Consider the following 12,256-nt stretch of genomic DNA (forward strand, 5'->3'; position numbering starts at 1 on the left):
GAGCCGCCATGATAGCTTTCTGACATGGTACTCAACCCCTATGCAGCCTTTCTGGGTGAGCAGGACGCGCGTGCGGTGCTTGCCGCAACGCCCGGACTGATTCATCAAAGTGTTTGTGCGCTGACTCCGGAACAGATTGAGGCGCCTCTGTCTGCGGGGAAATGGAGCCCGCGCGAGATCGTCTCGCACTTAGCGGACTGTGAGCTGGCGTTCAGTTTCAGGCTGCGGCAGACCCTTGCGGAACCGCACCCAGTGATCCAACCCTTCGACCAGGATGACTGGGCCAAGCGCTACTCCGTCTACACGCTGCCCGAAGCTCTGGAGCTTTTTCGTGCGGCGCGCCAGTGGAACCTGAAGCTGATCGGTGGAGCAAGCGCAGCGGACTTCGAGCGAATGGTGACGCATCCCGAGCGCGGCGCCATGACCTTCGGAACGATCGTAGAAACCATGGCAGGCCACGATCTCAATCATCTGGGACAGCTTCAGTCGCTGCCACGATAGCTCGGAATCCGCCGCTCGATCAGCAGGGGCGTGCCATGGCTGGGCCGCAGACTAATTGCCGGCTTGATGGCCGGACGTGGCGCACTACCGGTCGGCGGGGTGAGCCGCCAGTCGCGCGCAATCACTGCCAACACCAGCGTTCCTTCCATCCAGGCAAGCCCCTCCGCAATACATTGCCGTGAACCGCCTGCGAACGGGAAATACGCGTAACGCGGCAGACCGGCCTTCTTTTCAGGCTTGAATCGGCTTGGGTCAAAGCGCTCCGGGTCGGCAAAGAACCGCGGATCGCGATGCACGGCGTACTGAGGTGCAAGCAGCGTCGCCCCCACTGGGATCTGATAGCCCGCGATCGTATATGGCACCGCGCAGGTGCGGCCCGTCACCCAGACCGGTGGATAGAGGCGCATCGTCTCGGCGAAGACCTGGGTGGCAAAGGGAAGCCACGGGTAGTCGGCAGCGACGGGGTTTCGGTTGCCAAGAACCCGGGTCGACTCCTCATGCAGCCTTTCCTGTACCGCAGGATCATGGGCGATGAGGTGCAGGGCAAACGAAAGCGCGTTGGCCGTGGTCTCGTGGCCGGCCAGAATGACGGTGACGCATTCGTCGTGCAACTGCTGGTCCGTCATTCCGCTGGCCTCACTCCCATCTCCTTCAGGCTCGGTTGCATTCAGCAACATGGAGAGCAGGTCACCCCGATCGGTCGGGTCGGCGCGGCGCTCCGCGATCATGCGGTAGATGAGTTGATCCAGGTGAGCCTTACCGCGTTCCAGGCGACGCATTGCAGGAATGGGCGAGCGTTGAATCTGCCTGGCGAAGGGCAGGAACGAGAGCGGCATGAAGCTCATGAAGGAGTCGACCGCTGAGGCGATGGCCGTCACGTCATCGAAGGCGTCCAGATCGAAGAGGCATTTGCCTACGATGCGTAGCGCAAGCTCCAGCATTTCCGGGTGCAGATCAGTGATGGTTCCTGGCTTCCAGCGTGCCGTAAGCTCAAGCGTCTTATTCCCGATGACCTCCGCATAGGCCGCGATCCGCTCACGCAGAAAGGCTGGTTGTGCCAGTCTGCGTTGCCGCATATGCAACGGCTCTTCACTGGTCAGCAGGCCGTGTCCCAGCACCTCACGCGCGCTCTGCATCACCATGTTGCGATGGTGTTTGGGCGCATCCTTCAGGAAGTAATCGGCGATCAGGTCCGGATGGTTGAGCTGGTAGATATTGCGGCCGAAGATGCGGTAATGGTTTAGATCACCGTATTCACGGGCATTCTGCAGCATGAACTCGGCGGCGTTACGCCGGAGCGATCCGCCTGAGAAGAATTGCCGAAGCATCGGAGGGCCAGCGGGCACTTCGGAACTACGTCCGCGATGGATGTCCGGTGCCGGCGTCATGCTTTCAGCCTATGCTTTATGCGCGCTGATGAGCGTCCGGTTAAGTAAGGAAGCTTCGGGATGCGTTACAAAGTTCGACGTCATTTCTATTTCACGCAAGACGGCCCTCCGTGAAGAACTTGGAGGGCCGTCTGCGTGAGGCGTTCGTCCTAAGAAAAGCTGCTATCGTCGCTGCCGCTGTCGTCTGAACTACTATCGTCGAACGAACTCGAGTCGTCATTGGAGTCATCCGTGTCCGCGAAGTCCTTGCTGTTGTCGTTGCCCGAGTTATCGCCCGTGTCGCCAAAACGGGTGTCGTCACGCCGGTCTTCGATGTCGCTGCTCAGGCCGTGACCATCATGTCCGCGGCCGGCATCATCACCGTAGTAGTTGTTGATGACTTCTTCTCTTTGGCCACCACCACCGCCAAATCCGCCGAAGCCCTCAGAACCGCCTGAATGACCGAAGCCGTGCATCAGGGATTCGATCCCCTCAAAGGCTACCGCTCCCGCTGCGACACCGGCAGCCGTCTGCATTGCGCCTCTTAGAAACCCTCCACCCTGGGGCGGAGCGGGCTGTCCATACTGCGGGCCGCCGTACGATGGCGGCGGGTAGGCAGCCGGCTGACCGTAGTTGGCAACCGGCGCATACTGCGGCTGCTGTTGCGGATAGCCCTGCTGTGGGTAACCCTGCTGCGGATACGCTGGCGGAGGGGCGGGACGATCGTCGCCAGCGCCGAAGATGTTGCCCAGGAAGCTGGTGTGCTTCTGCTGGGGAGGCGGCGGAGCCTGCTGTTGATACTGGTTCTGCTGTTGCTGCAACTCGTTCAGTTGTGCCGTCGCATCCGCGAGCTGTGCCTTCAGATCAGGGAGCTGCTTCTGCGCCTGTTCCAGCGCATACCCCTGCACCAGGAGGCTCTGGGCCATGATGTACAGAGCGTCGGGGTTACGTCCCAGGCCTTGCTGCAGGAGCTGTTCCGCCTCAGCATCCTTCTCTGGGAGCTGCGTCTTCTGCACTCGATCGATCAACCCTTGGATCATCTGCTGTTCTTGCGGCGTCATATCTCTTCCTTTTCCGGTGCGAGGCCGAGCCAATCCCGGTCCATGTGTTCGACGGATGCAGTTTGGGAAAGTTCCAAATGCATCTCGCAATCAACATACGCTTGGATGCGCCCACAGGTTCCAGCGGGGCTACAACTGAGAAGCGCAAAGCGGAGAACTACGGCTCAAGTGCCTGGTTTACATCGCGGACAAGGTTACGCAGATAGCTGCGTTTGTTGAGCAGAGTCACCATAGCGTCCTTCGCAGCGTTGCGGTCGACCTCATCTCCCGCGCCTTCTGCGGTATCCCAGCGGGCCCAGAGTGTCTCAAGCTCGATCTGGGTCTCCGCCATCTTTTCATCGAATGTTTTCTTGGCAGCGCTCAGGTCGGCCCGGAGCTGGGGGTCATCCTCACCCATCTGTCGAGCAGCTTTCATCTCAGCCAGCTGCATGTTCAGCTCAAAGACCTCTTCCAAAAGCTCTGGCGGAATGAGCTGCTTCTTCTCCTGGCCGGAGGTACGGGCGTACTCGGTTGCTGCCTTGGATTGCTCCTCCAGCTCCACGCCTTCGAGCGTCAGCAGATACTGTGTCCGCAGGATCGGGTCCTTCAGGGTGCGGTACGCATCGTTCAGTCGCGAGGACTCCGCCAAGGCGGCCTCCTGCTCCGCCGCCGGCCGGGACGCGAAGCGATCCGGATGCAGCTTCCTGGATTGTGCATAAAATGCCTTCTCCAAGGCAGCCGTATCTAAGTGCAAGTGACGAGGCAGAGAGAAGACGGTAAAGAAATCAGCAGCAATCATCATTCAAGATTACTCCGCAACGCGACGAAGCCGAGGCTCTTGAACCTCGGCTTCGTCGCGTGCTTATGGCGTTAGGCTGAAAAGCTCGATCCGCAGCCACAGCTCTTGGTTGAGTTGGGATTGATGAAGTTGAAGCCCTGGCGCATCAGCGTCTCTTCAAAATCCAGAACCATCCCGGCGAGATAGAGGAAGCTCTTGGGATCGACAAAGATCTTGACCGCTTGGCCGCCGGACGGATCGTTCGGAGTTTCAAGCCCTTCACCAAAGACGAAGGTGCGATCGCGGTCGCGGGGCTGGGTATCGAATCGAATGTTGTAAGACAGTCCGGAGCATCCTCCGCCCGTGATGCCCACTCGCAAGCCGCCTTGCGCAGGGGAGATTCCTTCCTTTGCCATCGCAACCCGAACGCGCTTCAAAGCATTCTTTGTGATCTCGATTGCCATCTTGGCGCGGGGCTGCTGTCCCTCAGCCGTGAGCAGAATCATCCCGGCAAGGGGGTCCTTCGGCGCGTTGTTTGGAGCCGTCGGTGATTGTGACGTCGTTGTTTGGAGCGTAACCATGGACATAGAAGCGTGCCTCTGTTCTCAGCCTTCATGACAAGGAACCCCGCCCTTCGCCGTGGTACGCGAAGAGGCGGGGTGCCAGATGACGACAGATTTGTTTAGTGAGCGACGGCGACAGCAGCGCCTTCGGTCTCGGCGACGTTGTTCTTCTTCTTCCAGTCGCCGATGGCTGCGCGGATGGCGTCTTCAGCCAGAACCGAGCAGTGAATCTTGACCGGGGGCAGAGCGAGCTCCTTGACGATGTCCGTGTTGGAGATCTGAAGCGCCTCTGCGACGGTCTTGCCCTTGACCCACTCGGTTGCGAGGGAGCTAGAGGCGATGGCCGAACCGCAGCCGAAGGTCTTGAACTTGGCGTCCTCGATGACCTGAGTCTCCGGATTCACGCGGATCTGGAGACGCATAACGTCTCCGCACTCCGGTGCGCCAACAAGGCCGGTACCGACCTCATCCAGGCTCTTATCCATCTGTCCGACGTTACGGGGATTGCTGTAGTGATCGACAACCTTATCGCTGTATGCCATGTGAGTCTCTCCTGATGCACTTGGTTAGATGATACGGCGGCACGTGTGTGTCGCGAAAATTTCTGGGAAGGTAAGGACTAGTGGGCGGCCCACTCGATCTTGCTCAGGTCGATGCCTTCTTTGACCATCTCGTACAAAGGGCTCATCTCCCGCAGATGGTTGACGACGTTGATGATCTTGTCCGAAACATAGTCCACTTCTGCCTTGTTGTTGAAGCGGCCGAGACCGAAGCGGATGGAGCTGTGCGCCACATCGTCGCCAAGACCCAGAGCCTTCAACACATAGCTGGGCTCCAGCGTGGCCGAGGTGCAGGCCGAACCGGAGGAGACGGCGATGTCATTGATGCCCATCAGCAGGCTCTCACCTTCAACGTGAACGAAGCTCATGTTGAGGTTGCCGGGAAGGTGGTGGTCCATGTTGCCGTTGACGGTCACGTAGTCCAGGGCAGCTTCAAACTTGTTCTTCAGGTAGTCGCGAAGTTCAGCCTCACGCTTGCCTTCCGCTTCCATCTCGTTCATCGCGATCTCGCAGGCTGCGCCGAGACCGACGATTCCCGGGACGTTCAGCGTGCCAGAACGCATGCCACGCTCGTGGCCTCCGCCGTTGATCTGCTCCGTGATCTGGACGCGCGGGTTGCGGCGGCGAACATACAGAGCGCCTACGCCCTTGGGTCCGTAGATCTTGTGTGCCGTCAGCGAGAGGACGTCGATGTTCATCGACTGGACGTTGACGGGAACCTTGCCGACAGCCTGGACGGCATCGGTGTGGAAGATGATGCCCTTCTCATGGCAGAGCTTGCCGATCTCCTCAACCGGCTGGATGACGCCGATCTCGTTGTTGGCGAACATGATCGTGACCAGGATCGTCTTCTCGGTGATAGCGGCCTTCAGATCGTCCATCGAGATCAGACCGTCTGCCTGAACCTGAAGGTAGGTCACGTCATAACCCTGACGCTCCAGCTTCTTGCAGGTGTCCAGGACAGCCTTGTGCTCCGTGGTCTGGGTGATGATGTGGTTGCCGCGCTCCTTGTACATCTCGGCGATACCCTTGATGGCGAGGTTGTTGGACTCGGTGGCGCCGGAGGTGAAGATGATCTCCTTGGGGGTGCAGCCGATGAGCTTCGAGATCTGCTCGCGGGACTTGTCGACAGCCTGCTCCGCCTCCCAGCCAAACTGGTGGTTACGGCTGGCGGCGTTGCCGAAGATCTTGCCAAAATAGGGGAGCATGGCGTCCAGGACGCGCGGGTCCATGGGGGTGGTGGCGTGGTTGTCCATGTAGATGGGCAGGGTAACGCCCTCGGGCAAAGGCTCGTTCGACTCGGTGATGACCATTCCATTCGGGGTCATGCTGGCGGTCTGTTCGTTCAATACTGCGGTCTCTTCGGTCATAATGTAGCTCCTGAATTTGTTACGAAACTTGTGCGCTTAGAGCGCGATGGAGACCAGGCCGCCACCCAGGGCAGCGGCTGCTCTCGGCTGGCTGGCGTCCGCGGGGTCGATCAGGTCCGCGATGCGGATGGCGCTGAGCAGGTCCTTGATACTGTCGTTCACCTTGCGCAGTGGTTCTTTGATGGTGCAATGGCTGTCAAGGTCGCAGGTTCCGTGGATCGTGATGCAACTGGTGATGAAAAGCGGACCATCGATCGCTCGAATCACTTCAAATGCACTGATCTCGGCGGCGGAGCGAGCCAGGGCATACCCCCCGTTGGTTCCGGCGTGGGAGACGAGCAGGCCTCCCTTGGCCAGGGTCTGGAGGATCTTGGCCAGGAGCTGGGGCGGGATGTGGTAAGCCTCTGCGATGTCCTTGGCCGACTGGGCGTAGTTGTGCGCAGCGTTGCCGGAGGTGGCAGCAGCCTGCTCGGCCAGGTACTTCAGGGCCATCAGTCCGTAGTCGGCTTTTTTAGTCAGACGGAGCATTTGATAACTATTCCAATCTTTCTAGAGTGTACGGCGGCCCGGGGGGCCACGCAAGGGGATGCGATAGCATGAAGCGGTAGCCGTGCCCTTTCTCCGCCAATTCCGAGCAGCACCCAATCTGCTGACGCTGCTGCGCCTCTTCATCATCCCGTTCCTGGTGATCAATATCCTGGATGGACGGTGGACCCTGGCATTTGGGCTGATAATGCTGGCCGGGATCTCGGACGGCCTGGACGGGGTGATTGCGCGGTGGCTGAAGCAGATCACGACGCTGGGGCTGTATCTGGACCCGATCGCCGACAAGTTGCTGCTTTCTACGCTTTTTCTGGTGCTGACGCATGTGGGGGCCATCCCCCGGTACGTCACGGTGCTGGTGTTCAGCCGGGATCTGGGCATTCTGCTGATTGCGACGCTGCTGTTCGCGACCAATACGCTGCGGAACTTCCGGCCTTCGATCTTCGGCAAGCTGAACACGTTCGTTCAGATTATTGCGGTGGTGGGGATCATGGGGGGGCATGTGTTTGCCATCCCGTACCTGTCCACCGTCACCGGGCTTCTGCTACGTGCGATCGCGGTGCTGGCACCGCTTTCCGCCGCGCAGTATGCGTGGATTGTGATCCAGCGGGTGAGTACCCCGGTTGCGGATGCTCCGACTCCGCCGGCTTAGGGCTTGCGGTTCGGGGCTGTATGAATTACTCTGATGAGACGCACGGAGGCGCGTAGCTCAGTTGGTTAGAGCGCTACCTTGACACGGTAGAGGTCAGCGGTTCGAATCCGCTCGTGCCTACCACTTCCTCCCCGGTTCGTACCCCTTAGACTTATGGGCATCGGCTGATGGAAGTTCCTCTGCGTCACAAGATTTGAGAAATCAGGAGCACCAGGACCATGGCAGCTAAATGTGATCTCTGCGGCAAAGGCCCGCAGTTCGGCAACAACGTCTCGCACGCGAACAACAAGACCCGCCGCCGCTGGAATGTAAACCTCCAGCCTGTGAAGGCGAAGGTCGATGGCGGCTCCAAGCGCATGAGCGTTTGCACGAGCTGCATCAAGACCGGCAAGATCGTCAAAGTCGCGTAAGCTTCCCTGACTGAACTTCGTTCGATATGCACCGCCTGAAGAATCAGGGCGGTGCATTCGTGCGTTTGCAGGTACCACCTACCCCCGCCTGTATGACCTAAAGTATTCATCCTATTGAACTTAGGTCCAGGTTGACTTCTAAAGTCTTGATTTCAAAGGGGTTACTTGCAAAGCATTCATTCTATTTGGTTTATGAGCGCTCAGTTCACCCGCTGAGCTTTCTCTTTTTCCCTGCTTCTATTTTACTAAAGTGGATGGGGTGAATACGCCATTTATTTTTTGAGCGTAAGTTATTTCTGATGTGTAGGTTACGAGATTATTTGGGAGCCTGGGGGCTTGACAACGGATTTTGTTGGCGTTTTTTAGAAAAATAGTTGTAAGTGCTTCATAAAGATGGCTTTGCATGACGGTGATTGGTGATGATCGCGAGTCCTTATCGGGAGAATCAGGCAGTTCTGACGTTTGTGCGGCAATAACGACAACTACGGAGATTCGCGCTCCGCGCAGAATGACGGTTGTGGTGGGGGTGACGGTCGTGATGGTAAGGTAACGGTCGTGATGGTAAGGTAACGGTCGTGATAGTGGGGGGGTGACGGCTGTCGTGGGGGCGACGGTTGTGGTAGGGTGACGGCTGCAGTGTGGTGAGTGTGCCTGCGGCGAATTAGAAATTGGGGCTCCGCTCTGCGCGGAGCCCGGGTGGTTTACTGCTTTTCGAAGCTGAGGGAGGCGCTGTTCATGCAGTAGCGTTCGCCAGTGGGTTGGGGGCCGTCCGGGAAGACGTGGCCGAGGTGGCTGCCGCAGTTGGCGCAGGTTACCTCAACGCGGCGCATACCGTGAGTGCGGTCCTCAATGGTGGCGACCGCGCCGGGGGTGATGGGGGTGAAGAAGCTGGGCCAGCCGGAGCCGGACTCGAACTTGGTATCCGAGGCAAACAAAGGGGCGTCGCAGGCCGCGCAACGGTAGATGCCGTCGTCATGGTTGTTGACGAGGGCTCCGGTGAAGGCGCGCTCGGTGCCCTTCTCGCGGAGGACGTGGTATTGCTCGGGCGTGAGGGTTTCGCGCCACTCGGCTTCTGTCTTCTGAACTTTGGGTGCGGTCTGGGTGTCGGACATGATTGTGCTCCTACGGATTGGATGCTGGGGCGTTACAAAAGGCGTAACGCGGATAAGAGGGATAGGAACGGAATAAGACGGATAGAACGCTCATGAGACATCCGCAACGAAAATTCAGGATGAGTATTTCTTTTTTCGCTTCGGCTCTTATCCGTCTTTATCTCTTTTTTCCGCGTTACGCCTTTTTTGCGATGACTTCGATTTCTACCAAGGCGTCCTTTGGAAGGGCGGCTACCTGGACGGTGGAGCGGGCGGGAGGAATGACGCCGTGGGGCGCGAGGTACTGGCCGTAGATCTCGTTCATGGCGGCGAAGTCTCCGAGGTCCTTGAGGAAGACGGTGGTCTTGATGACCTGGGCGAGGTTGAAGCCGGCCTGGTCCAGGACTGCGCGGAGGTTCTCAAAGACCTGGGTGGTCTGCTCGGTGATGCCGCCGGGGACGAAGGCACCGGTTTTGGGGTCGATGGGGATCTGTCCTGAGGTGTAGAGCGTGTCGCCGGTGAGGATGGCCTGGGAGTATGGGCCGATGGCGGCGGGGGCGTTGGTGGTGGAGATGACGGTTTTGGTCTGATCGCTCATAGTGTCGATTGTCGCCGGGGCTGGGCGCGGGGGCAAGCGGGGGAGTGTTGCGGGGCGTTGAATATGTGGCTGCCGGGAGTTTTCCTACGGTTGTGCGGCATCCAAAGAGGGGAAGTACCAGGAGGAGATTTACCGATGGCAGATTTTCAGGCATTGCAGGAGAAGTACAAGCCAGTAGTCGACGTGATCAAGCAGTTTGAAGGACATGGCGCGAAGTTCGACGGCTCTGAACTGGTGGGCGAACAGTATCACCTGGTGGCGCATGTGCCTTCTCAGGTGGTTTTGGACCGGGTCTGGGACGCGATCAAGCAGGTCGACCCGCAGTATGCGGACCTGAAGCATGAGATCACCAATACCGGTGGTCAGGAGCAGGAGTATACGATCGCTCCGGGGGACAACTTGAGCAAGGTGAGCAAGCTGTTCTATGGCAATGCGAACCACTATGAGGGGATTGCGAAGGCGAGCCACATTGCTAACCCGGATAAGATCCAGGTGGGGCAGAAGGTCACCGTGCCTGTGTTACAGTGACGCGGCAGTGAAGAGATAGTGTTGGAGTAGTGATGAGGCAGTTTGAGGCGGCGATTCTGGCTACCTCAAACTGCCTCATTTTTTCTCCTTCTCAGGCTTGTCGGGGACTTCGGGGGGTGGGGCTTCGCCGGCGTAGTAGGTGAGGCGGGAGCGGATCTGGGCGTCGGGGTAGTCGGGGACCTTGACGGTGAGGCGGTGGAGGCCGGGAGTGAGTGGGGCTCCGGCAGGGCCGACGGGCTGGAAGCTGAGCAGATAGTAGTTGTGGATGTGATTGGCGAGCTTGTGGATGCCGGCGTCAAAGCCCTTTTGCGTGGAGAAGTTGGTGTACTCGCCGCCGGTGAGGGAGGCGAGGGTGTGGGGGACGTTGCGGCGAACCGCCTCAACAGCCATGACGAGGAGGCCGAAGGGTCCGGGGCCGAACTGGCCGTGGATGAGCGAATCGATGATGGTGGTTTTGCCGGGGTTGAAGGAGACAGAGTCGACGACGGTGTTGGAGCGTCCGAGGTCTGCGATGACGGTCTCAGGCTTGACCTTGGAGCCGTGGTCGCGGGTTTCTCCGATGAGGAGGATGGCTCGGCGGGTCTGGGTGAGGGCAGAGGTTTTGGGGTCCTGGTCGAAGAGCTTGTTGGCGAAGGCGACGGCGTCAAGGGTGACGTTGCCGCCGTCTTCACAGGGCTCAAGCTGGGCTAAATTGTGGTTGAGTTTATCGGGGTCCGGGGTGAAGTCGCCGATAAGTTCAGGCTCTGAGCCGTAGCTGACGACGGCGACCTGACGAGGCGCGCCGCCGGTAAGGTCGTCGACCATGGCGTCAAGGCCCTTCATGCGGTTGAACTGCGCGAAGGCTTCGCGGGAGCACTGGACGACTACGACGAGGGAGAGGCCGCGGGCGTCGGTGTCTTCATCTACGCGGAACTTCTGGGGGACTCCGTTGTCTTCCAGCGTGAATTGCTGGGGAGTTAGGCCATAGATCATCTCTCCCTTTTTGGTCTGGACCTGAGCTGGGACGAAGACGAGGTTGGAGCCGAGACGGAGGGTGGGAGTGTCTTGCGGGGGGGCTTCCTGCGCCGGAGCGGAGGTGAGGAGGAGGGCCGGGAGGATCGTTGCGAGGATTAAGGGGCGGAGGTGCATGGGGAGAGTTTACTTGGGTGGGTGAATGGGCGTGATGCGAGTGCAACTGCAGGTTCCTTCGCTGCGCTGCGGAATGACAAACAAAGGGGCAAGACAACGGCAAATGCGAACGCAGGTTCCCTTCGGGGATGACAACAAAGGGAAGGAGCAACGGCAAGTACAGGTCAGGGATTGGTAGCTTCGCGTTGCTGGCGGATCTCGTGGCAGCGGAGGTGGGCGTTGACTACTTCTAAGAGTGGGGTTGGGAGGTTGGCGGTACGGCCGTGGGTGAGGAGGTCTCCTATGATCTGGCGGGCTTCTATGGGGGCTCCGGATTCCAGGTCGCGGAGCATGGAGGCGGTGAAGAGGGAGCCGGGTTGGGTGAACTTGGCGAGGGTGACGGCGAGGAAGTCCTGGGTGGGCTGGTAGCCGGTGGAGGCGACGATGCTGGCGGCCTCCAGCATGAGTTGGTTGACGAGGGGCGCGGCTCCGGCGGCTACGATGTCTCCGATGGTGGCTCGCATGAGGCAGGTCATGCCGGCGCCGGTGCTGATGGCGACCCACTTCTCGCCCATGTCCTGCAGGATGACGGGGCGGAGTGAAGCTCCAAAGCCGGGGACGGTGAGGGCCGCGGCGATGGCGGTGATGCGGGGGCCGGAGGGGTCGTCGCGGTCACCGAAGAGGAGGTGGTCCAGGGTGTTGAGGTGGCGGATGAGGCCGTCGGGGTCGCGTACGGCGGAGATGTCCGTGGCACCGCCGAGGACGTGCTGGCGGCCGAAGCGGGCATCGAGCGCGTCCATGTGGGCCATGCCGTTGAGGAGCGGGAGGATGGCTGTCGTGGTGCCTACTGCTGCGGCGAAGGAGTCCATGGAAGAGGTGAGGTCGTGGGCTTTGCAGCTGAGGAGGATGAGGTCGTAGGTGCTGGCCAGGGTGTCTGCGGTGATGGTGGGCGGGGTGGGGATGTGGAGGTCGCCGTGGGGGCTGGTGAGGTTTAGGCCTGAGGTGGCAAGTTGGGGGATGCGGGCGGGGCGGACGAGAAAGGTGACGTCGCGGCCGGCGGCGAGCAAGCGTGCGCCGAAGTAGCCACCGAGTGCGCCGGTGCCGATGATGAGGATTCGCATGATGTGATTTTAGCGGGAGGGGTGGAA

At 59.8% G+C, this 12,256-nt stretch carries 15 protein-coding genes and 1 tRNA gene; 5 read left to right on the forward strand and 11 right to left on the reverse strand.

Features of this window, described 5'->3' with window-relative positions:
• The first annotated feature begins 24 nt into the window (after window positions 1-24).
• A complete protein-coding gene (locus ACIX9_RS18320) occupies window positions 25-501 on the forward strand; it encodes a DinB family protein (protein WP_013581989.1) in 477 nt (158 codons plus the stop codon).
• Here the strand turns inward: ACIX9_RS18320 and ACIX9_RS18325 are convergent.
• The 7 genes from ACIX9_RS18325 to ACIX9_RS18355 form a co-directional block, all read right to left on the reverse strand.
• Window positions 483-1,889, reverse strand: coding sequence for a cytochrome P450 (locus ACIX9_RS18325; RefSeq protein ID WP_269744681.1), 1,407 nt, complete (start codon window positions 1,887-1,889; stop codon window positions 483-485). The two genes, ACIX9_RS18320 and ACIX9_RS18325, sit on opposite strands and share 19 nt — an antisense overlap.
• 149 nt (window positions 1,890-2,038) lie before the next feature.
• Window positions 2,039-2,929 carry a DUF2076 domain-containing protein gene (locus ACIX9_RS24085; protein ID WP_013581991.1) on the reverse strand — a complete coding sequence of 297 codons (891 nt, stop codon included), beginning with the start codon at window positions 2,927-2,929 and terminating at the stop codon, window positions 2,039-2,041.
• 157 nt (window positions 2,930-3,086) lie between these two features.
• Complete coding sequence (gene hscB / locus ACIX9_RS18335; protein WP_013581992.1) at window positions 3,087-3,710, reverse strand: Fe-S protein assembly co-chaperone HscB; 624 nt, start codon at window positions 3,708-3,710, stop codon at window positions 3,087-3,089.
• A 68-nt stretch (window positions 3,711-3,778) separates the two neighbouring features.
• On the reverse strand, window positions 3,779-4,273 hold the full coding sequence (locus ACIX9_RS18340; RefSeq protein ID WP_013581993.1) for a HesB/IscA family protein: 495 nt from the start codon (window positions 4,271-4,273) through the stop codon (window positions 3,779-3,781).
• 95 nt (window positions 4,274-4,368) lie between these two features.
• Window positions 4,369-4,791, reverse strand: a complete 423-nt coding sequence (gene iscU / locus ACIX9_RS18345) for a Fe-S cluster assembly scaffold IscU (RefSeq protein WP_013581994.1) — start codon at window positions 4,789-4,791, stop codon at window positions 4,369-4,371.
• Window positions 4,792-4,868: 77 nt separating this feature from the next.
• A complete protein-coding gene (locus ACIX9_RS18350; RefSeq protein WP_049789435.1) occupies window positions 4,869-6,137 on the reverse strand; it encodes an IscS subfamily cysteine desulfurase in 1,269 nt (422 codons plus the stop codon).
• Window positions 6,138-6,215: 78 nt separating this feature from the next.
• Window positions 6,216-6,707 carry an RrF2 family transcriptional regulator gene (locus tag ACIX9_RS18355; RefSeq protein WP_013581996.1) on the reverse strand — a complete coding sequence of 164 codons (492 nt, stop codon included), beginning with the start codon at window positions 6,705-6,707 and terminating at the stop codon, window positions 6,216-6,218.
• A gap of 82 nt (window positions 6,708-6,789) precedes the next feature.
• Between ACIX9_RS18355 and ACIX9_RS18360 the strand changes: the two genes are divergently transcribed.
• The 3 genes from ACIX9_RS18360 (at window position 6,790) to rpmB (ending at window position 7,784) form a co-directional block, all read left to right on the forward strand.
• Entirely contained in the window at window positions 6,790-7,374 is a 585-nt protein-coding gene (locus ACIX9_RS18360) for a CDP-alcohol phosphatidyltransferase family protein (protein WP_013581997.1), read from the forward strand.
• A 46-nt stretch (window positions 7,375-7,420) separates the two neighbouring features.
• A tRNA-Val gene (locus ACIX9_RS18365) sits at window positions 7,421-7,497 on the forward strand.
• A gap of 95 nt (window positions 7,498-7,592) precedes the next feature.
• Entirely contained in the window at window positions 7,593-7,784 is a 192-nt protein-coding gene (gene rpmB, locus ACIX9_RS18370; protein WP_013581998.1) for a 50S ribosomal protein L28, read from the forward strand.
• Window positions 7,785-8,485: 701 nt separating this feature from the next.
• Here the strand turns inward: rpmB and msrB are convergent.
• Window positions 8,486-8,896 carry a peptide-methionine (R)-S-oxide reductase MsrB gene (gene msrB / locus ACIX9_RS18375; protein ID WP_013581999.1) on the reverse strand — a complete coding sequence of 137 codons (411 nt, stop codon included), beginning with the start codon at window positions 8,894-8,896 and terminating at the stop codon, window positions 8,486-8,488.
• Between the two features lie 175 nt (window positions 8,897-9,071).
• Window positions 9,072-9,473, reverse strand: coding sequence for a RidA family protein (locus tag ACIX9_RS18380; RefSeq protein ID WP_013582000.1), 402 nt, complete (start codon window positions 9,471-9,473; stop codon window positions 9,072-9,074).
• Between the two features lie 135 nt (window positions 9,474-9,608).
• On the opposite strand from ACIX9_RS18380, the gene ACIX9_RS18385 reads away from it, so the two are divergent.
• The gene (locus tag ACIX9_RS18385) at window positions 9,609-10,001 is read left to right on the forward strand and encodes a LysM peptidoglycan-binding domain-containing protein (protein WP_013582001.1); all 393 of its coding nucleotides are present in this window, start codon (window positions 9,609-9,611) and stop codon (window positions 9,999-10,001) included.
• A gap of 75 nt (window positions 10,002-10,076) precedes the next feature.
• On the opposite strand, the gene ACIX9_RS18390 is transcribed toward ACIX9_RS18385, so the two are convergent.
• The gene (locus tag ACIX9_RS18390) at window positions 10,077-11,129 is read right to left on the reverse strand and encodes a VWA domain-containing protein (protein WP_013582002.1); all 1,053 of its coding nucleotides are present in this window, start codon (window positions 11,127-11,129) and stop codon (window positions 10,077-10,079) included.
• A gap of 164 nt (window positions 11,130-11,293) precedes the next feature.
• Entirely contained in the window at window positions 11,294-12,229 is a 936-nt protein-coding gene (locus ACIX9_RS18395; RefSeq protein WP_013582003.1) for a ketopantoate reductase family protein, read from the reverse strand.
• Between the last annotated feature and the right edge of the window lie 27 nt (window positions 12,230-12,256).

This window comes from Granulicella tundricola MP5ACTX9, from assembly GCF_000178975.2.
In the GTDB taxonomy this organism is placed as follows: domain Bacteria; phylum Acidobacteriota; class Terriglobia; order Terriglobales; family Acidobacteriaceae; genus Edaphobacter; species Edaphobacter tundricola.

Excerpts from the sequence above, each read along its gene's own strand:
- ACIX9_RS18320 (WP_013581989.1), top strand. The coding sequence starts at position 25 with ATGGTACTCAACCCCTATGCAGCCTTTCTGGGTGAGCAGGACGCGCGT.
- ACIX9_RS18325 (WP_269744681.1), bottom strand. The coding sequence starts at position 1,889 with ATGACGCCGGCACCGGACATCCATCGCGGACGTAGTTCCGAAGTGCCC.
- ACIX9_RS24085 (WP_013581991.1), bottom strand. The coding sequence starts at position 2,929 with ATGACGCCGCAAGAACAGCAGATGATCCAAGGGTTGATCGATCGAGTG.
- hscB (WP_013581992.1), bottom strand. The coding sequence starts at position 3,710 with ATGATGATTGCTGCTGATTTCTTTACCGTCTTCTCTCTGCCTCGTCAC.
- ACIX9_RS18340 (WP_013581993.1), bottom strand. The coding sequence starts at position 4,273 with ATGTCCATGGTTACGCTCCAAACAACGACGTCACAATCACCGACGGCT.
- iscU (WP_013581994.1), bottom strand. The coding sequence starts at position 4,791 with ATGGCATACAGCGATAAGGTTGTCGATCACTACAGCAATCCCCGTAAC.
- ACIX9_RS18350 (WP_049789435.1), bottom strand. The coding sequence starts at position 6,137 with ATGACCCCGAATGGAATGGTCATCACCGAGTCGAACGAGCCTTTGCCC.
- ACIX9_RS18355 (WP_013581996.1), bottom strand. The coding sequence starts at position 6,707 with ATGCTCCGTCTGACTAAAAAAGCCGACTACGGACTGATGGCCCTGAAG.
- rpmB (WP_013581998.1), top strand. The coding sequence starts at position 7,593 with ATGGCAGCTAAATGTGATCTCTGCGGCAAAGGCCCGCAGTTCGGCAAC.
- msrB (WP_013581999.1), bottom strand. The coding sequence starts at position 8,896 with ATGTCCGACACCCAGACCGCACCCAAAGTTCAGAAGACAGAAGCCGAG.
- ACIX9_RS18380 (WP_013582000.1), bottom strand. The coding sequence starts at position 9,473 with ATGAGCGATCAGACCAAAACCGTCATCTCCACCACCAACGCCCCCGCC.
- ACIX9_RS18385 (WP_013582001.1), top strand. The coding sequence starts at position 9,609 with ATGGCAGATTTTCAGGCATTGCAGGAGAAGTACAAGCCAGTAGTCGAC.
- ACIX9_RS18390 (WP_013582002.1), bottom strand. The coding sequence starts at position 11,129 with ATGCACCTCCGCCCCTTAATCCTCGCAACGATCCTCCCGGCCCTCCTC.
- ACIX9_RS18395 (WP_013582003.1), bottom strand. The coding sequence starts at position 12,229 with ATGCGAATCCTCATCATCGGCACCGGCGCACTCGGTGGCTACTTCGGC.